The sequence below is a fragment of the Streptomyces sp. genome, assembly GCF_036524955.1.
In the GTDB taxonomy this organism is placed as follows: domain Bacteria; phylum Actinomycetota; class Actinomycetes; order Streptomycetales; family Streptomycetaceae; genus Actinacidiphila.
Genome location: NZ_DATDBG010000215.1, coordinates 5,600 through 27,287, shown reverse-complemented (window position 1 = coordinate 27,287; position 21,688 = coordinate 5,600). Strand labels below are relative to the sequence as shown.

Annotated in this window: 2 protein-coding genes; both read left to right on the top strand. The window is 75.2% G+C overall.

Annotated features, from left to right (window positions below; translation table 11 throughout):
• The first annotated feature begins 11 nt into the window (after positions 1 to 11).
• Positions 12 to 20,267, top strand: coding sequence for a non-ribosomal peptide synthase/polyketide synthase (locus tag VIW71_RS17385; protein ID WP_331623239.1), 20,256 nt, complete (start codon positions 12 to 14; stop codon positions 20,265 to 20,267).
• Positions 20,264 to 21,688 carry an MFS transporter gene (locus VIW71_RS17380; protein ID WP_331623238.1) on the top strand — a complete coding sequence of 475 codons (1,425 nt, stop codon included), beginning with the start codon at positions 20,264 to 20,266 and terminating at the stop codon, positions 21,686 to 21,688. Before VIW71_RS17385 ends, VIW71_RS17380 begins: the two co-directional genes overlap by 4 nt.

The following is a 21,688-nucleotide window of genomic DNA, read 5'->3' as shown; positions in this document are numbered from 1 at the left end:
GGAAGATTCACATGTCGAGGCAGAACCGTATCTCCGCCCTGCCCAAGGACCTCCAGGAAGCCCTGCGCCGGCGCCTGGCCGGCGACGCGCCGGCCGCCGACGTGATCCCCCGCGCCGACCGCGGCGGGCCGCTGCCGCTGTCCTTCGCCCAGCAGCGGCTGTGGTTCCTCGACCAGTTGCGGCCGGGCGAGTCCGGATACAACAGCGCGGTGGCGCTGCGGCTGCGGGGCGACCTGGACGCCGACGCGCTGCGCCGCGCGCTCGACGCGCTGTGCGCGCGCCACGAGGTGCTGCGCACCACGTTCGAGGAGCACGACGGCAGACCGGTGCAGATCGTGCACCTTCGGCTGCCGGTGGCCCTTGAGGTGGCAGGTCCGGCCGGCGGCGACGCCGAGGAGATCCTGCGGCGGGAGTACTCCCGGCCGTTCGACCTGGGCCGCGGGCCGCTGCTGCGCGCCTTCCTGCTGCGGGAGACCGACCGCGAGCACGTGCTGTTGCTGACGGTCCATCACATCGTCACCGACGGCTGGTCGATGGGCGTGCTGGTAACCGAACTCGGCGCGCTGTACGGCGCCGAACTGGACGGCGGCCCCGCCCGGCTGGCCGAACCGCCGCTGCAGTACGCGGACTTCGCCGCCTGGCAGCGCGAGCGGCTGTCCGGCGCCCGCCTGGAGGAGCAACTCGCCTACTGGACCGGGCGGCTGTCCGGCCTGGCGCCGCTCGACCTGCCCACCGACCGGCCGCGACCGCCGGTGCAGACCTACGCGGGCGCCGTCCACGAGACGACCTTGCCGGCCGCGACCACCGACGCGCTGCGCGCCCTGGCCCGCGAGCACGGCACCACCCTGTTCACCGTCCTGGTCACCGTCTGCCAGGTGCTGCTGGCCCGCTGGTCGGGTCAGCGCGACATCGCCGTCGGCACCGCCACCACCGGGCGCCAGCGGTCCGAACTGGAACGGGTCGTCGGCTTCTTCGCCAACACCGTCGTGCTGCGCTCCGAGATCGACACCTCCCGCACCTTCCTCGACCTGCTCGCCGAGGTGCGCGGCACCGTCCTGGACGCCTTCGCCCACGACGAGGCCCCCTTCGACCGCCTGGTGGAGGCGCTCGGCGTCGAACGCGATGCCTCGCGCAACCCGCTGTTCGACGTCATGGTGCTGCTGCACAGCGCCCAGGGCGGCCCCCCGAGCCTGCCCGGGCTGGCCGCGGAACCCGTCGACATCGACCGCCGGTCCGCCACCTTCGATCTCAGCTTCGAGTTCGTGGAGACCGAAGCGGGCTTGCGGGCCGTGCTCGAGTACAGCACCGACCTGTTCGACACGGCGACCGCGGAGAGCCTGGCCGGCCAGCTGGGGCTGCTGCTGGAGGGGGTGGCCGCCCGGCCTCGGACCCCGGTCGGCCGGCTGCCGGTGCTGTCGGCGGCTCAGCGGCGGCTGGTGTTGGAGGAGTGGGGCCGGGGCCCGGTCGTGGCGGTGCCGCAGACGGTGCTGCCGGCGGTGTTCGAGGAGACGGCGGCCAGGGCCCCGGGCGCGGGCGCCCTGGTGACCGGGCAGGTGAGCTGGTGCTTCGCCGAACTGAACGCGCGGGCCAATCGGCTGGCGCGCCGCCTGGTCGCCGCCGGGGCGGGACCGGAGCGCACTGTCGCGGTGCGGCTGCCGCGGACGGCCGACGCGATCGTTGCCGTGCTGGCGGTGTGGAAGGCGGGCGGGGTGTACCTGCCGGTGGACCCGGCGCTGCCCGCCGACCGGACCGCCTTCCTGCTGGAGGACGCCCGGCCGGTGCTCGTGCTGGACGAGGCGGCGATGCGGGAGGCGGCGGCCGACGACGGCCCGTCCGGCGACCTCACCGACGCCGAGCGCCGGACCCCGCTGCACCCGGACCACACCGCGTACACCATCTACACCTCCGGCTCCACCGGCCGCCCCAAGGGCGTCGCCGTCCCCCACGGCGCACTGGTCAACCTGCTGGCCAACCACCGCCGGGGTTTCCTGGCCGAGGCAGGCGGCGGACCGCTGCGGGCCGCACTGACCGCGTCGTTCTCCTTCGACACCTCGCTCGAGGGCATCCTTCTCCTGGCCGACGGTCACGAGCTGCACCTCGTCGACGAGGCCACCCGGCTGGATCCGGCCGCCCTGGTGGAGCAGGTGGCCGGTCACCGCATCGACTTCCTCGACCTCACCCCGTCCTATCTGCGCCAACTGCTCCCGGCCGGCCTGCTCACCGATCCACGCCATCGCCCCCGGATCCTCATGCTCGGCGGGGAGGCCGTCGGCGAGCCGCTGTGGCGGCAGCTCGCCGACGTGCCGGGCACCACGGCCCACAACTTCTACGGGCCCACCGAGACCACCATCGACGCGCTGTCCGCCCCCGTCGTGGCCGGCCGGCGCCCGGTGGTCGGCCGGCCGCTGGCGAACCTGCGCGCGTACGTTCTGGACGACCGGCTGCAACCGGTGCCGGCCGGCGTCGCCGGAGAGCTGCACATCGCGGGGCCGCAGCTCGCCCGCGGCTACCCCGGCCGTCCCGGGCTGACCGCGGAGCGGTTCACCGCCGACCCCTACGGCCCGGCGGGCTCGCGGATGTACCGCACCGGGGACGTGGTGCGGTGGACCGCCGACGGGCAGCTGGAGTACCGCGGACGCCTCGACGAGCAGATCAAGATCCGCGGCTTCCGGATCGAGCCCGGCGAGATCGAGGCCGCCGCGACCTCGCTGCCCGCCGTGGCGGCGGCGGCCGTGCTGGCCGTCACCGACGCCTCCGGCCACCGGCGGCTGGTCGCCTATGTCGTCCCGGCCGACCCGGGGACCGCGCCGGCCGCCGCGGAGCTGCGCGCCGCGCTGCAGCGCGTCCTGCCGGACCACATGGTGCCCTCGGCGTTCGTCGTCCTGGACGCGCTGCCGCTGAACTCCAGCGGCAAGGTGGACCGCCGGGCGCTGCCCGCGCCGCCGCCCGCCGCCGCGTCCGGGACGCGGGAACACGTCGCGCCCCGCAGCGCCCCGGAGGAGGCGCTGGCCGGCATCTGGGCCGAGGTGCTGGGCGCCGCGGGACCGGTCGGCGTGACCGACAACTTCTTCGAACTGGGCGGCGACTCGATCCTGGCCATCCAGGTCGTCTCCCGGGCCCGCCGGGCCGGGCTGCGGCTGGCCTCGCAGGACCTGTTCCGCCACCAGACCGTCGCCGACCTCGCGGCCGCCGCGGGTACCGCCGGCGACGGCGGCACCGTACCCGTAGCGGACGCGGCCGGCCGGGAGCCGACCCCGCTCCTCCCCATCCAGGACTGGTTCTTCGAGACCTACGGGCCGCTGCGGCACTTCACCATGTCGGTCGTGCTGGACCTGCCGGCCGGCCTGGACCGCGACGCGCTGGGCGTCGCCCTCGACGCGCTCGTCGCCCACCACCCCGCCCTGCGGACCCGGTACACGTGCCGGGACGGTCAGTGGCGGCAGCAGCCGGTGCCCGGCGTGCCGCCGGTCACGGTGCGGCCGGTCGACCTGTCCGGCGTCGCCGTCGACGAGCGGCCCGCCACGGTGGAGGAGGCCGCGGCGGCCGTCCGCGGCGCGCTGGACCCCGGTACGGGGGCGCTGCTGGGGGCCGCGCTGCTGCTGGAGCCCGGCGGGCGTCCGCGGCTGTTCCTGGCCGCGCACCACCTCGCCGTCGACAGCGTCTCCTGGCGGATCCTGCTGGCCGACCTGGCGGACGCCTACCGGCAGGCCGCCGACGGGCAGCCGGTGCGGCTGGAACCGGCCGGCACCCCGGTCACCGCGTGGGCCGACGGGCTGCTGGCCGCGGTGCGCGACGGCCGGCTGGACGACCGCCTGGCGTACTGGACCGCCGCGGCGCAGGCCGCCGACCTGCCCCTGCCCGTGGACCGACCGGGGACCGCGACCGGCGACAGCACCCGTGCCGTACGGGTGTCCCTCGAGCCGGAGATCACCGACGGCCTGCTGCACCGGGTACCCGCCGCCTACCGCACCCAGATCAACGATGTGCTGCTCAGCGCCCTGGGCCGGGTGCTGGCCGACTGGACGGGCCGCGACCGGGTCGCCGTGGCCATGGAGGGCCACGGCCGGGAGGACGTCGTGGCGGGCGTCGACCTGTCGCGGACGGTCGGCTGGTTCACCACCCGGTTCCCGGTCGCGCTGAGCATGCCCGCCGCTGACTGGGGGGAGGTCCTGAAGTCGGTCAAGGAGCAACTGCGCTCCGTGCCCGACCGGGGGCTGAGCTACGAGGCTCTGGGCCGGCTGAGCCCGCCCGGCTCCCCGGCCGCCGCGCTGCGCGACCGCCCGCTGCCCGGCGTCTGCTTCAACTACCACGGCCAGTGGACGCCGGGCGCCGGCGGCGAGGGGGACTTCGCGGCGCGCGACGAGCGGACCGGACCGGAACTGGCCGCCGACCAGCCGGCCGGCCACCTGCTCGACGTCGCGGCGGCGGTGACCGGGGGCGCCCTGGAGCTGACCTGGCAGTACTCCGATCAGGTGCACGACGAGGCGACGGTACGCGGCCTGGCCGAGGCGATGGTGCGCGCGCTGCGGGAGATCGTCGGGTACTGCGACCGGCCGGACGCCTCCGGCCGCACCCCGTCCGACTTCCCGCTGGCCGGCCTCGACCAGGCGGCGGTGGACCGCGTCGTCGGGGACGGCCGCGGCGTGGACGACGTGTATCCGCTGACGCCGTTGCAGGCCGGCATGCTCTTCCACCACCTGGCGGACCCGGCCGACGACGTCTACCTCGACCACGCGACCCTGCTGCTGGACGGGGTGGACGACCCAGAGGCCTTCGGCCGGGCCTGGCAGCAGGTGGTCGACGCCACCCCCGTGCTGCGCAGCAGTGTGGTGTGGCAGGACGTCGAACGACCGCTGCAGGTGGTGCACAGCCGCGTGACGGTGCCGGTGGCGCACCTGGACTGGCGCGACCGGACGGACGAGGAGCAGGAGGACGCGCTCCGGCGGCTGCTGGCCGAGGACCGGGCCGCGGGCATGGACCCGGCGACCGCGCCGCTGATGCGGCTGGTGGTCGCCCGGCTGACCGACGACCGGGTGGCCCTGGTGTGGACGCTCCACCACCTGGTGCTCGACGGCTGGAGCCTGGCCGAGGTCTTCACCGAGGTCTGCGACCGCTACCGGGCCCTGACCGCGGGGGGTCCGCCCCCCGCCCCGTCCGTCCGCCGGCCGTTCCGCGACTACCTGGAGTGGCTGGAGGCACGCGACGGAGGGGACACCGAACGGTACTGGCGCGACCGGTTGGGGGACCTCACCGCGCCGACCCCGCTGCCGTACGACCGGCAGCCGTCCGGCACCCACCGCGCCCGCTCCACCGCCATGGTGCGCACCGAACTGCCCGGCGGACTGTCGGCCCGGCTGCACCGCACCGCCGGGCAGAACGGGCTGACGGTCAACACAGCCGTCCAGGGCGCGTGGGCGCTGCTGCTGTCCCGCTACAGCGGCGAGCACGACGTGGTGTTCGGCACCACCGTCTCCGGCCGCCCCGCCGAGTTGGCCGGGGTGGAGTCGATGGTCGGCATGTTCATCAACACCCTGCCCACCCGGGTCCGCGTCGAGGAGGACCGCCCGGCCGGGGAATGGCTGCGCGACCTCCAGCTCCAGCAGTCCGCGTCCCGCGCCCACGACGCGGTCGCGCTGACCGACCTGCGGGCCTACAGCCGCGTGCCGGGCGGGACCAGCATGTTCGACAGCATGGTCGCCTTCGAGAACTACCCGTTCGACGAGTCCGCCGCGCAGCAGGCGGGCCTGCGCATCCGCGAGGTACGCGCGCGGGACGCGACGAACTTCCCGCTGAGCCTGCGGGCCCACCTCGGCAGTCGGCTCGCCTTCGACCTGGCCTACGATCCGGCGCTCTTCGACGAGGCGACCGCGCGACGCCTGGCGGGGAACCTGCGGACGCTGCTCGAGGCCCTGGCCGACGGCGCGCAGCGGCCCCTGCGCGAGCTGGACCCGCTGACCGGCGAGGAACGCGAGCGGATTCTGCGGGAGTGGAGCGGCGCCGGCCGGGACGTGCCGGCCGTCTCCCTCGGGGAGGCGTTCGCCGCGCGGGTCCTGCTGCACCCGGACGCGGTCGCCGTCGCCGACGGCGGGCGCCGGCTGAGTTACGCGGAACTGGACGACTGGTCCGACCGGCTGGCCCGGTGGCTGGCCCGGGAGGGGGTGGGCGCCGAGGACCGCGTGGCGCTGCGCCTGGAACCCTCGGTCGAGCTGGTCGTGGCCGAGTTGGCCACCGCCAAGGCCGGCGCGTGCTACGTGCCGGTGGACGCGCGGGCGCCGGAGGCGCGTCAGCGAGCCCTGCTCGACGCGGCCGGCGCGACGGTGGTCCTGACCGCGAGGACGGTCGCGGAGACCCGTGCCGCGGACACCGGCGTGGAGACCCCTGCCGTCGGGACCGGCACCGCGGCGACCGGCACGCAGGCCGGTGCCGAAGAACCGGCTGCCGGGTCGGCGCCGGGCCTGGTGCCCGGCCCGTCACGCGACCCCGAGACCGCCCCGGCTGCCGCCACGCCGCCCCGCCCGGCACCCGACCCGGCGGCGTCAGCCGCCATCAGGCATGTGCACCCGGACGCCCTGGCCTACCTGATGTTCACCTCTGGATCGACCGGCACGCCCAAGGCGGTGGCGGTGCGGCAGCGGGACGTGGTGGCGCTGGCCGCCGCGCGCAGCTTCCGGGGCGGTGCGCACGAGCGGGTGCTGCTGCACTCCCCGGTGGCCTTCGACGCCGCCACGTACGAGGTGTGGGTGCCGCTGCTGAACGGCGGCCGGGTGGTGGTCGCGCCGACCGGGCACCTGGACGCCGCCGGGGTGCGGCGGGCGGTCGTCCAGGAGGGCGTGACCGCGATGTGGCTGACGGCCGGCCTGTTCCGGCTGCTGGCCCAGGACGCACCCGACTGCTTCGCCGGGCTGCGGCAGGTGTGGACCGGCGGCGACGTGGTGCCCGCGGCGCCGGTGCGCCGGGTCCTGGACGCCTGCCCGGGACTGACGGTGGTGGACGGCTACGGGCCGACCGAGACCACGACCTTCGCGGCCTGCCACCCGATGGAGTCCGCGCGGAGCGTGCCGGACGCCGTCCCCATCGGGCGCCCGCTGGACGGGATGCGGCTGTACGTCCTCGACGCGGACCTGCGCCCGGTGCCGGTGCGGGCCACCGGCGAGCTGTTCATCGCAGGCGACGGCCTGGCCCGTGGTTACGGCGGACGCCCGGGCCTGACCGCCGAGAAGTTCACGGCGAACCCCTACGGGCCGCCCGGCGACCGCATGTACCGGACCGGCGACCTGGCGCGCTGGCGCAACGACGGCACCGTGGAGTTCGCCGGGCGCCGCGACGAACAGGTCAAGATCCGCGGCTTCCGCATCGAACCTGGTGAGATCGAGGCCGCGCTGACCGGACACGAGACGGTCGCCGACGCCGCGGTGGTGGTCCGCGAGGACCCCTCCGGCGTCAGGCACCTGGCCGCCTACGTCGTCGCCGCCCCCGGGCGGACGGCGGACGCGGCGGCCCTGCGGACGCACGCGGCGGCCGTACTGCCCGACTACATGGTCCCGTCGACCGTCACGGTGCTCGACGCGCTTCCGCTCAGCGGCAACGGCAAACTGGACAGGGCAGCGCTGCCGGCGCCGCGGACGGCGGCGGACCTGCCGGAGTACGTCGAGCCCCGCACCGAGGCCGAGCGGGTCGTCGCGGCGATCTGGGCCGAGACGCTGGGCGCCGAGCGGGTCGGCGCCGGGGACAACTTCTTCGCCCTGGGCGGTGACTCCATCCTCAGCATCCGCGTCTCCACGCGGCTGCGGGCGGCCTTCGGCGCCGACGTCCCGCCGCACCTGGTGTTCACCCGTCCCACCGTCGCGGCCCTGGCCGCCGCGCTGGCGGGCGCCGGTGACGCCGCCGCGATCCGTCCGGCTCCCCGCGGGGCCACGGCGCCGCTCTCCTTCGGCCAGCAGCGGCTGTACTTCCTCAACGAGTTCGACGGGACCGCCGGCGCCGAGTACGTGACCGCGACCGCGTTCCGGCTGCGCGGCGCGCTCGACGTGGAAGCGCTGCACACCGCGCTGACCGGCCTGGTCGCCCGCCACGAGTCGCTGCGCACCACCTTCGAGGAGGGCGACGACGGACGCGGCGTCCAGCGGGTGGGCGAACCGTACCCGGTGCAGCCGCCCGTCCACGACCTCGCGGGGCTGCCGGAGCCCGAGCGGGACCGGGCGCTGTCCGCTCTGCTGGCCGCCGCCACCGGCACCCCGTTCTCCCTGCGGACCGGGCCGCTGCTGCGGGCCGAACTGGTGCGCCTGGCGCCCGGGGACCACGTACTGGCGCTGGCGATGCACCACATCGTCACCGACGGCTGGTCGGTCGCGGTGATCGGCGACGAACTGGGCGCCCTGTACGCCGCGGCCCTCGGCGGCGACCCGTCCGCGGCCGGGCTGCCGCCACTGCCCGTCCAGTACGCCGACTACGCCGTGTGGCAGCGCGACCCGGTGGGCGGTTCGGCCGCGCTGGAGCCGCAGCTCGCCTACTGGCGCGAACAGTTGGCCGACCTGCCTGCCCTGGACCTGCCCACCGACGTGCCCCGGCCCGCCGTGCGGGGTTCGAACGGCGCGGTGCTGGAGTTCCGGCTGCCCGCCGACCTCGTCGACCGGCTGCGGGCGATCGCCCGGCGCGGCGACGGCACGCTTTTCATGGTCCTGGTGGCCGCCTGCCAGGTGCTGCTGGCCGGCTGCTCGGGGCAGCGGGACGTCGCCGTGGGCACCGTCACCTCCGGGCGGGAACGCGCCGAACTCGAACACCTGGTCGGCATGTTCGTCAACACGGTGGTGCTGCGCTCCCGCGTCGAGCCGTCGCTGCCGTTCGACCGGCTGCTGGCCGGGGTGCGGGAGACCGTCCTTGGTGCCTTCGCCCACCAGGACGTGCCGTTCGAACGCGTCGTGGAGGAGCTCCAGCCCGACCGCGACACCAGCAGGACACCGCTGTTCCAGGCCATGGTGGCGCTGCACAACCTGGGCGCCCGGCTGCCCGAACTGCCCGGCCTCGGCCTGGAGTCGTTCCCGCTGCCGGTGACGACCGCCGCCTTCGACCTGAGCTTCGACTTCGTGGAGGACGGCGAAGGTCTGCGGGGGTCGCTGGAGTACGCCACCGACCTGTTCGGCGCGGCGACCGCGGAGCGCTTGGCAGCGCGGCTGCGGATGCTGCTCGACGCGGTGGCCGCCGACCCCGGGCGTGCGGTGGGCGAGCTGCCGCTGCTGTCGGCGGCCGAGCACCGCCAGGTGGTCGGCGAGTGGGGCGCCGGTGCGGCCCTGGCGGTGCCGGACGTGACGTTCACCGACGTGTTCGAACAGCGGGCCGCCCGGTCCGCCGGCCTGCGCGCCGTGGTCGCCGGCGGCGACGCGCTGGACTACGGCGAGCTGAACGCGCGGGCCAACCGGCTGGCCCGCCGGCTGATCGAGGCGGGCGTCGGCCCCGAGAGCGTCGTGGCGGTGCGGCTGCCGCGCACCGCGGACATGGTGGTGGCGATTCTCGGCGTGCTGAAGGCGGGCGGAGCGTACCTGCCGATCGACCTGGAACTGCCCGCCGAGCGCGTGCGGTTCCTGCTGGACGACGCCCGGCCGGTGCTGGTGCTGGACGAGGCTGTGATGCGGTCGGTGCCCGCCGGCGCCGAGGCCGCCGACGTGACGGACGCCGAACGCCTGGCCCCCCTGCGGCCGGACAACGCCGCCTACGTCAGCTACACATCGGGATCCACCGGCCGCCCCAAGGGCGTCGTGGTCGAGCACCGGCAGCTGGTGAACCTGTACCACGACCACCTGACCGAGCTGTTCGACCCGAGCGCCGAGGCACTGGGCCACCGGGTGCGGGCCGCCCTGACCGCATCCTTCTCCTTCGACACGGCATGGGTCGGCTCGCTGTGGCTGGCGGCCGGCCACGAACTGCACGTCATCGACGACACCACCCGGCTCGATCCGGCCGCGGTCGTCGCCTACGCCGACACCCACCGCGTCGACTTCCTCGACGTCACCCCGTCCTATCTGAACCAGCTGCTGAACGCCGGGCTGTGCACCGGCACCGGCCACCACCCCGGCGTCCTCATGGTGGGCGGCGAGGCCGTCGACCCCTCGTTGTGGCGGCAGCTTCGCGACCTGCCCGGCACCACGGTGTACAACTACTACGGCCCCACCGAGTCAACCGTCGACACCGTCTGCCATCGCGTCACCGGCTCCGGCGTCCGGCCCGTGATCGGCGCCCCCGGCCGCAACGTCCGCGCGTACGTCCTGGACGACGCGCTGCGGTCGGTGCCCGCGGGCGCCCCGGGCGAGCTGTACCTCGGCGGCGCCCAGATCGCCCGTGGCTACCTGGGCCGGCCGGGGCTGACCGCCGACCGTTTCCTCGCCGATCCGTTCGGCGCGCCGGGGTCGCGCATGTACCGCACCGGGGACCGCGTGCGCTGGACCCCGGACGGCCTGCTGGACTACCTGGGGCGCACGGACGAGCAGGTCAAGATCCGCGGCTTCCGCGTCGAGCCCGGCGAGATCGAGGCCGCGTTGTCGGACCACCTCCGGATCGCCGAGGCCGTCGTGGTGGCGCGCGAGGACGACGGGCACCCGCGGCTGGTCGCCTATTTCGTGGCGGCCGGCGGCGCGGACGCCCCGGGCGGCGACGAACTGCGCGCCTGGCTGCGGCGAGGGCTGCCGGACTACATGGTCCCCGCCGCGTTCGTGCCCCTGGACTCGCTGCCCAGGACCGTCAGCGGCAAGGTCGACCGGCGGGCCCTGCCCGCGCCGCCCCGGCCCACGGCCGAGTCCGCCTACCTGGCGCCGCGGACCGCCGCCGAGGAGACCCTGGCCGGTGTCTGGGCCGAGGTGCTGGGGGCCGAACGGGTGGGTGTCACCGACGACTTCTTCGCCCTGGGCGGCGACTCCATCCTCAGCATCCAGGTCGTCTCGCGGGCCCGGCAGGCCGGCCTGCGGCTCACCTCCAAGGACGTCTTCCTGCACCCGACCGTCGGCGAACTCGCCGCGGTCGCCGCCGCCGACGTCCCGGCCCGGCCGCGTCCGGGCGGCGCCGAGCGCTCCGGGCCTGCTCCGCTCACCCCGATCCAGCGCTGGTACCTCGACCCGCGGCGCCACGGCGGCCCGCACCACTTCACGATGACCACCTTCGCGGAGCTGGAACCGGACGTGGACCGGGAGGCGCTGCGGGCCGCCGTGGACGCCCTGGCGGCCCACCACGGCGCGCTGCGCACCCGCTTCGTCCACAGCGGCGGCCAGTGGTGGCAGGAGACCGTCCCGCAGGCTCCGCCCGGCGTCTTCGAGCACCACGACCTGTCCGGTCTGGACCCGGCCGGCCGTGGGGAGGCCGAACACCGCGCGGCGCTCGCCGCCCAGAGCGGACTGGACATCACCACCGGGGCCGTGCTGCGGACGCTGTTGTTCTCCGGCGACCCGGGTTCCCGGCCGCGTCTGCTGCTCACCGCCCACCACCTGGTGACGGACGGCGTGTCCTGGCGCATCCTGCTGGACGACCTGGAGACCGCCTACCGGCAGATATCGGCCGGCCGGCCGGTGGACCTCGGACCACGCACCACCGGATACGGGGAGTGGGCCGCCCGGCTCACCGAGTACGTACGGGCCGGCGGCCTGGACGGCGACCTGCCGTACTGGAAGGACCTGCGCGACTCCCGGCCCGCCCCGCTGCCGGTCGACCGGGCCGGCCGCAACCCGGCCGGCGACGCCCGGACGGTCACCGTCGCCCTGGGCCGGGACACCACCGACGCCCTGCTGCACCAGGTCCCCGACGTCTACCGCACCCAGGTCAACGACGTGCTCCTCAGCGCGCTGGGCCGCAGCCTGGCCCGCTGGACCGGCACGGACACCGTACTGATCGGCATGGAAGGGCACGGCCGCGAGGACGTGCTGGGCGACAGCGACACCGACCTGTCGCGCACCGTGGGCTGGTTCACCTCGGAGTACCCGCTCGCCCTGACCGTACAGCCGGACGCCGGCTGGCGGGACACCGTGCGGTCGGTGAAGGAGCAACTGCGGGCCGTGCCGCACCGCGGGCTCGGGTTCGGCGCGCTGCGTCACCTCAGCGCGGCCGGATCGCCCGCGCGCGCCCTGGACGGCGCCCCGGCGCCGCAGATCGGCTTCAACTACCACGGGCAGTGGGACGTGGGCGGCGACCGGCGGGCGGCGGGCGGCCTGTACCGCGGCTGGCTGCCGGCTGTCGGGGAGGACATCGCCCCGGACGAGGAGCGCCCCTACCTGATCGACGTCACCGGGGTGGTCGAGGACGGCGAACTGCGCCTGGGCTGGACGTATCCCCCCGCCGTGTACGACGAGCACACCGTGCGCCGACTGGCGGCGGAGACGGCTGCCGCCCTGGGCGAGATCGTGGCCCACTGCCGGGAGGACGGCGCCGGCGGGCGCACCCCGTCCGACTTCCCGCTGGCCGCCCTCGACCAGCGCGGCGTCGACCTGGTGGCCGGCGACGGCCGTGACGTGGCGGACGTCTACCCGCTCACACCGCTCCAGGCCGGGCTGCTCTTTCACGCCCTGGTCGACTCGGCCGGCGCCTACTTCGACCAGGTCGCGGTGCGGCTGTCCGGAGTCGCCGACCCCGGTCTGCTGGCCACGGCGTGGCAGCGGGTGGTCGACCGCACCCCGGCGCTGCGCACCGAGGTGCGCTGGGAGGGCCTGGCCGAACCGGTGCAGGTGGTGCGGAAGGGCGCCGCGCTTCCCGTGACGCGGCTGGACTGGCGCGGTCTGTCCCCGGCCGACCGGGAGGAGGCGCTGCGCCGGCTGCTGGCCGACGACCGCGCCGCAGGCATGGACCTGACCACGGCCCCGCTGATGCGGATCGCCGTCGCCGCCCTGCCCGACGACGAGGTCATGCTGGTGTGGACCTCCCATCACCTGATCCTCGACGGCTGGAGCACCGGACTGGTCTTCGCCGAGGTGTACGAGCAGTACGCGGCCGCGGCCGAGGGCCGCGCCCCGCAGTTGCCGGCACGGCCGCCGTTCCGCGACTTCCTGCGGTGGCTCGGCGAGCAGGACGAAGCGGCGGCCCGCGCCCACTGGCAGACCGTGCTGGCCGGGACCGGCGCGCCCACTCCCCTGCCGTACGACCGCAAGCCGGCAGACGCGCACCGCGCCCGGTCCGCCGGGACGGTCCGCGTGGACCTGCCCGAGGACGTCTCGCGGCGGCTGCAGGCCATGGCCCGCGGCAACGGCCTGACGGTCAGCACCGTGGTGCAGGGGGCGTGGGCCCTGCTGCTTGGGCGGTACGCCGGCCAGGACGACGTCGTGTTCGGCACGACGGTCTCGGGCCGGCCCGAGGGACTGCCGGGCGTGGAGTCGATGATCGGCATGTGCATCAACACGGTGCCGACCCGCGTGATCGTCGACGAGTCCCGCGATCTGCTGGGCTGGCTGCGCGACCTGCAGGAGCAGCAGAGCGAGTCGCGCCGCTTCGGCCATGTACCGCTGGCCCGGCTCCAGTCGTGGAGCGGCCGGCCGGCCGGCGCGGGCCTGTTCGACAGCATGGTGGCCTTCGAGAACCTCCCCTTCGAGGAGGTGGACCGGGGCGGGGCGGGAACAAGGATCCGCGAGGTCCGCGCGGACGACTCGACCAACTTCCCGCTGTGCCTGCGCGCCTACGTCACCGAGCGGCTCGGCTTCGACCTCGCCTACGACCCCGGGCTGTTCGACGACGGGACCGTCTCCTCGATCGCGGACCGGCTGTGCCGGCTGCTCGCGGCGATGGCCGACGGCGCCGACCGCCCGCTGCGGCGGCTGCCGTGGACGTCCCCGGCGGAGGACCGCCGCGTCCTGGTCGAATGGAACGGCTCGGCCGACGGCGCCACCGGACACACCCTGGTGGACCTGTTCGAGGCGCAGGCCGCCCGCACCCCGGCCGCCACCGCGGTGTCGTACGAGGACAGCACCCTGTCGTACGCGGAACTGGACGCTCGGGCCAACCGGCTCGCCCACCTGCTGGTCCGGGCCGGCGCGGCCCCCGAGCGGTTCGTCGCCCTGGCGCTGCCGCACGGCCCGGACCTGATCGTCGCCGTGCTCGCGGTACTGAAGACCGGTGCCGCCTATCTGCCGGTCGATGTCCGGCACCCGGCCGACCGGATCGCCCGTACCCTGGCCGACAGCGCACCCGTGGCCGTGCTGACCTCGGGCGGCACCGGGCCCGACGGCATCGCCGGAACACCCCGCGTCGACCTGGACGACCCCGAGGTCGCCGCGGACCTGGCCCGGCGTCCTGCCACCGCCCCGGCGGGCCCCGCCCGGCCGCTGCCCGCGAGCCCCGCCTACGCCATCTACACCTCCGGCTCCACCGGTGTGCCCAAGGGCGTGGTGGTCACGCACGCCAACGTGGTGCGGCTGTTCTCCGCGGCCCGGGAGCGGTTCGCCTTCGGCGAGCACGACACCTGGACGATGTTCCACTCCCACGCCTTCGACTTCTCGGTCTGGGAGATCTGGGGGGCGCTGCTGCACGGCGGGCGGCTCGTCGTCGTGCCGCACGCCGTGTCCCGCTCCCCCGAGGAGTTCCTGCGGCTGCTGGTGGCCGAGCGGGTCACGGTGCTCAACCAGACGCCGTCCGCCTTCCACCAGTTGATGCGCGCCGACCGGGACGATCCGGCGCTCGGCGCGCGGCTGGCCCTGCGCTGCGTCGTCTTCGGCGGCGAGGCCCTGGACCCGGGCCGGCTCGCGGAGTGGTACGAGCGCCACGCCGAGGACGCGCCGGTGCTGGTCAACATGTACGGGATCACCGAGACCACCGTGCACGTCACCCACCTGGCGCTGGACCGGGCGACCGCGGCGGCGGCGCCCGGCAGCAGCATCGGACGGGGCCTGCCCGACCTGCGGGTCTACGTGCTGGACGCCGGTCTGGCGCCGGTCCCGCCGGGCGTGCCCGGTGAGATGTACGTGGCCGGCGCGGGACTGGCGCGCGGCTACCTCAACCGTCCCGGTCTGACCGCCTCCCGTTTCGTCGCCGACCCGTTCGGGCCTCCCGGGACGCGTATGTACCGCACCGGCGACCGGGCCCGGTGGAGCCGCGACGGCGTGCTGGAGTACCTGGGCCGCGGTGACGACCAGGTCAAGGTGCGCGGGTTCCGGATCGAACTGGGTGAGATCGAGGCGGCTCTGGCCGCGCATCCGGAGGTCGGCGCTGCCGCCGTCACGGTCCGGGAGGACCAGCCGGACCGCAGGCGCCTGGTGGCCTACCCGGTGCCGGCCGGCCCGGGCGGGTTGCCGGCCCCGTCCGAGCTGCGTTCCTTCCTGGCCCGGACCCTGCCCGACTACATGCTGCCCACAGCGTTCGTGCCGCTGGAGCGGCTGCCGCTCAATGTCAACGGCAAGGTGGACCGGCGCGCCCTGCCGGCGCCGGGACCGGACAGCGCCGGGGTCGCCGCCGAGGGCTTCGCCGAGCCCCGTACCGAGGCGGAGCGGGTCGTCGCCGCCATCTGGGCCGACATCCTCGGGCTGCCGGGGGTCGGGGTCGAGGACGACTTCTTCGCCCTGGGCGGCGACTCCATCCTCAGCATCCGTCTCACCTCGCGACTGAGGGAGGCGTTCGGCCGGCAGCTCACGCCGCGGGTCGTCTTCACGCACACCACCGTCGCCGCGCTGGCCGCCGCGCTCACCGACGGCGGTCCGCAGGACACCGCCCGCACCCTGCCCACCGTCCCGCGCGACGCCCCGCTGCCGGCGTCCTTCGCGCAGCAGCGGATGTGGTTCCTCGACACCTTCGATCCCGGCAGCGCCGAGTACATCACCTCGCTCGCGCAGCGATTGCGCGGGCCGCTGGACACCGCGGCCCTCGGCGCGGCGCTGACCGCGGTGGCCGCCCGGCACGAGTCGCTGCGCACCACCTTCCACGAGTCCGACGGCCGGTGCCTGCAGGTGATCCACCCGCCACGGGAGGTGCGGCCCGCGGTCAGCGACCTGTCGGGCCTGCCCGTCGATGAGCGCCGGGCCGAGGCGGACCGCGTGCTGGCGGCCGAGGCCGCCCTCCCCTTCGACCTGCGGCACGGCCCGCTGTTGCGGGCCCGGCTGATCCGGCTGGCCGACGAGGAGCACATCCTGGCGCTGACGATGCACCACATCATCACCGACGGTTGGTCGACCGGCGTGCTCCTCGGCGACCTGCGGGCCTGCTACGACGCCGCGGTGAGCGGCGAGCCGCCCGTGCTGCCGAACCTGCCGGCGCAGTACGCCGACTACGCCGCCTGGCAGCGCGCCGAGCTGTCCGGCGTCGGTGCGGAGGGGCAGCTCGCGTACTGGCGCGACCTGCTGGCCGGCGCTCCGCCGCTGGAACTGCCGACCGACCGGCCCCGGCCGGCGGTGGCCACCCATCGCGGCGCGACAGCCTCCTTCACCGTGCCGCCGGCTGTCGCCGAGCAACTGCGGGCCCTCGGCCGCCGCCACGGCGCCACACTGTTCATGACGCTGGTCGCCGCGGTGCAGACGCTGCTCGCCCGCTGGTCGGGACAGCGGGACGTGGTCGTCGGGACGGTCACCTCCGGCCGGGAACGGGCGGAACTGGAGCGCGTGGTCGGCCTGTTCGTGAACACGCTGGCACTGCGCTGCGCCGTCGACCCGGAGCTGCCCTTCACCGAGTTCCTGGGGCGGGTGCGCGACACCGTGCTGGGCGCCTTCGCCCACCAGACCGTGCCGTTCGAACGGGTCGTCGACGAGGTCCAGCCGACCCGCGACACCAGCCGCACGCCGGTCTTCCAGGTCATGGTCGTCCTGCACAACGCCCCGGACGAGGCGCTGGAGCTGCCCGGCCTGACCGCGGAGGGCCTCACCGTGCCGACCCGCACCGCGGGCTTCGACCTGACCCTGGAGTTCGGCGAGGCGCCGGACGGCGCCCTGCACGCGGACATCACCTACGCCACGGACCTGTTCGAGGCCGCCACGGCCGAGCGGCTCGGCGAGTATCTGACCGTGCTGCTCGAGGCCGTCGCCACCGAGCCCGGCCGTCCACTGGACCGGCTGTCCCCGCTGACCCCCGGCCGGCGGCGGCAGGTGCTGGAGGAGTGGCAGGGGGCCGTGCGCGACCTGCCCGGCGGCACCGTCCCCGAACTGTTCGCCGCCCAGGCGCGGCGGACCCCCGACGCCCCGGCTCTGGTCACCGACCACGGCCAGGTGAGTTACGGCGAACTGGACGCCCGCGCAGACGCCCTGGCCCGGCGGCTGCGCGCACTCGGCCTGCGGCCGGAGGAACGGGTCGGCGTGCTGATGGACCGGTCGGTGGAGCTGGTCACCGCCGAACTGGCGGTGCTCAAGGCAGGCGGCGCCTACGTGCCCCTGGACGTCAGGGCGCCGCGGGACCGGCTGCGCGCCATGCTCGCCGGGACCGGCGCCCGCGTCGTGCTCACCGACCGCCACCGGTCGGTGGCGGCGCACGCCGCCACCGGCGGAGCCGGGACCGTGCTGGACCTGCACGCGGAGGACGGCGGCGCCGATGAGGACGGCGCGGCCCTCGCGGAGGGCGCACCACAGACCGGGGCGTCCGCGGCGCCGGATCCGGAGGGGATCGCGTACGTGATGTTCACGTCCGGCTCCACCGGGCGTCCCAAGGGCGTGGCGGTGCGCCACCGCGACGTCACGGCGCTGGCGTCGGACTCCGCCTTCGCCGCACACCGCAGCGTGCTGGTGCACTCGCCGCACGCCTTCGACGCCTCGACGTACGAGCTGTGGGTGCCGCTGCTGAACGGCGGCCGGGCGGTTCTGGCACCGCCCGGGGAGGTGGACGCCGACGTGCTGCGGCGGACGGTCACCACGCACGATGTGACGTCGGTGTTCATGACCACCGGTCTGTTCCGGGTGATCGCCCAGGACGACCCGGCGGCGTTCGCCGGCCTGCGCGAGCTGTGGACGGGCGGCGAGGCGGTCCCGGCCGCCGCCGTACGCCGTGTCCTGGACGCCTGCCGGGACCTGACCCTGGTCGACGTCTACGGACCCACCGAGACCACCACGTACGCCACCCGGCGGGTGCTGCGGGCCGGCGAGCACATACCCGAACCGGTGCCCATCGGGCGGCCGCTGGACAACACCCGCGCTTACGTCCTGGACGCCTCCCTGCGTCCGCAGCCCCCCGGGATGCCCGGCGAGCTGTTCCTGGCCGGCGCCGGGCTCGCCCGCGGCTACCTCGACCGGCCGGGCCCGACCGCCGAGCGCTACCTGCCCGACCCGTTCGGCCCGCCCGGCTCCCGGATGTACCGGACCGGCGACATCGCGCGGTGGACGCCGGACGGCGACCTGGAGTTCGCAGGGCGCGCCGACGGGCAGATGAAGATCCGCGGCTTCCGGATCGAGCCGGGCGAGATCGAGGCGGCCCTGACGAGGCACGAGGCAGTCGCGCAGGCCGTCGCGCACGTATGGCGCGACGCCGCCGACCGCAAACGCCTGGTCGCCTACCTGGTGCCGGCCCGAGGAGCCGTGCCGCCGGAAGCGGGCGAGCTGAGCGGCTTCCTGGCCGACGTGCTGCCCGACTACATGGTGCCCTCGGCCTACGTGCCGCTGGACCGCCTCCCGCTGAACGCCACCGGGAAGGTGGACCGGCGGGCCCTGCCGGAGCCCGATCCGCAGGCGGGTGCCGCGCGCGGGTACACGGCGCCGCGCACCCCGGTGGAGACCGGGCTCGCGGGCATCTGGTCCGACGTGCTGGGCCTCGACCAGATCGGTGTACACGACAACTTCTTCGAGCTGGGCGGCGACTCGATCCTCAGCATCCAGGTGGTGTCCCGGGCCCGCCAGGCCGGTCTGTACCTGACCACCAAGGACCTCTTCACGCACCAGTCGGTCGCGGACCTGGCCGCGGTGACGACCACCGCGCAGGACGAGGAGGCGGCGCGGCCAGTCGTCGGCGAGCTGCCGCTGACCCCGGTGCAGGAGTGGTTCTTCGCCACCCACCGGGTCAACCCGCACCACTTCAACCAGTCGACGGTGCTGGAACTGAACGAGGACCAGCCCGACACGGCCGCGCTGGAACGCGCCCTGACCGCGCTGCTGCACCACCACGACGCGCTCCGGCTGCGCTTCACACGCGACGGCGACCGCTGGCGGCAGGAGAACACACCGCCGCGGGTGGTGCGCCTGCTGGAAACGCACGACCTGTCGGCGACGTCCCCGGTCGGGCAGGACGCGGCCATGGAGCGGATCGCCGACGCCCTGCACGCGGGCTTCGACCTGGGCAGCGGCGTGCTGCTGAAGGCCGCGCTGTTCCACCTGGGCGGCGCCCGCCGCCCGCACCTGTTCCTGGCCGCCCACCACCTGGCGATCGACGGCGTGTCCTGGCGCATCCTGCTGGACGACCTGGACACGGCCTACCGGCAGGCGGTCGGCGACGAGCCCGTACGCCTGGGCGCGAAGACCACGTCGTTCCGCGACTGGTCGCTGCGGCTGGCCGACCACGTCGCCGGCGGCGGCCTGGACGACGAGGCGGACCACTGGTCGCGGGCGTCGGACGCCGGCCCACTGCCGTCCGGCCAACCGGGCGGCGGGGAGCCGGGCGGTACGGAACCGGGCGCGCCGGCCGCCGTTTCGGTGACTTCGCGGACTTCGGTGACTTCGGTGACTTCGGTGACGATCAGCAAGCCGGACACCGAGGACCTGCTGCGCTCGGCCCCCGCGGTCTACCGCACTCGCATCAACGACGTGCTGCTGACCGCGCTGGCCCTCGCCCTGTCCCGGTGGACGGGCCGGAGCCGGGTCGCCGTGGAGCTGGAGGGCCACGGCCGGGAAGACGTCCTGGAGGGCACCGACCTCTCCCGTACGGTGGGCTGGTTCACCACCATGTACCCCGTCGCCCTGGACGTGGCGGCGCACGCCGGCAACGGGGGCCGACCGGACTGGCGGAGTCTGGTGCGGTCGGTACGGCGGCAACTGCGGACCGTACCGGGCAACGGGTTCGGTTTCGGGGCACTGCGCACGTTCGGCTCGCCCGAGGTGCGGGAGCGGCTGTCCGCCGGCCGACAGGACCCGCAGGTCGTCTTCAACTACCTCGGCCAGTGGGACGCCCGGCCCCAGCACGATCAGCGGGGCCTGTACCGCAGGGAGCTGCCGTCGCTGGGACAGGACCACGATCCCCGCGAGGAGACCACCCACCTGCTGGAGATCGTCGGCGCGGTGCAGGACGGCAGGCTCGGGTTCACCTGGCGTTACCGTCCCGGCGTCCACGACGAGCAGACCGTGGAGGCGGTGGCCGCGGACTTCGCCGACGCCCTGCGGCTGATCGCCCAGGACTGCCGGAACGCGGCATGACAGGGGACCGGGCCGGAACCCGGGACGCCGGCCGGGCCGCCGTGCCGTACGGCGCGCCCGAGGACGCGGCGCCCGCCGTACGGAAGAACACGCGGGACCACGCGTCGCACACGGTACGGGAGGACGCGCCGGACGACGGGGCCGCGGGCACGGACCCGGCAGGAAGCCGGGTCGCCGCCCCGGACGGCGCACCGGGGCGTTCCGCCCCGGTGTCCCTGGCCCGCAATCGGGACTACCGGTTGCTGTGGACCGCCCAGATGCTGTCGGAGTTCGGATTCCACGTCTCTGTACTGGCCTTTCCCCTGCTCACGCTGGCGCTCACCGGCTCGGCCGCCGCCTCCGGCGTCGTCCTCAGCACGATGGCGGCGGCGCAGATGCTGGCGGGACTGCCGGCGGGGGCGGTGGTGGACCGCCTCAGCCGGAAGGCGGTCATGCTCGGCTGCGAGGCGGCCCAGGCGGCGGCGGCGGCCAGCATGGTCGCCGCCCTGTGGTGGGGCAGCGCAACCGTCGTCCACATGGTCGCGGTCGCAGCGGTATTCGGTGTCAGCGCCGCCCTGTTCGAGCCGGCGGAAAGTGCCACGCTGCCCAACCTGATGCCCGAGGGGCAGTTGCCGACCGCGATCGCGGTGAACAGCGCCCGATCCTCCCTCGGGCAGCTCGCGGGCACCGCGGCCGGCGGCTTCCTGTTCGCTGTCGGCCGCGTCATGCCGTTCCTCACCGACACGATCACCCACACCGCGGCGTTCCTGACCCTGGTCCCCCTGCGGGTGCCCCCCCGCCCGGAGCCGCCGAAGGGACCGCGGGCCCCGTTCGGCCGTGACATCACGGCCGGCCTGCGCTGGGTGTGGGGGGAGCCCCGCATACGTGTGACGATGCTCTGCGCGGGCGCCCTCAACCTGTTCTTCGGCGCCTTCTACATCGTCCTCGTCGTCCGGGCCCAAGCGGCCGGCACCTCGCCGGGCCGGATCGGCGTGATGGTCGCCATGCTCGGGGCGGGCGGGGTGCTGGGGTCGCTCGCGGCTCCCGCGCTGTACCGGCGGCTCAGCCCGCGCACCGCGGTCGTCCTGGTGTTCTGGTCGCTGACGGTGCTCACCCCGCTCACCCTGCTGACCCCTCCGGGGCCGCCGACAGGGGTGCTGTTCGCGGCCATGGCCCTGTTCCCGCCGGTCGCCAACACCGCGATCGTCACCGAACAGTTACTGCGTACCCCGGACGGGATACGCGGCCGTCTCACCAGCGTGATCGGTCTGACAGGCGGCGGTGCGGCGGCCGGCGGCCCGGCCCTGGGCGGGCTGCTGGCCGCGACGGTGCCGGCCGGACAGGCGGTCCTCATCTGCGCGGCGGGCATCGCCGCCGTCACCCTGCTCACCACCGCGAACCGGACCCTGCGCCGGCTCACCCCCGTACCGGACGGCACTTAG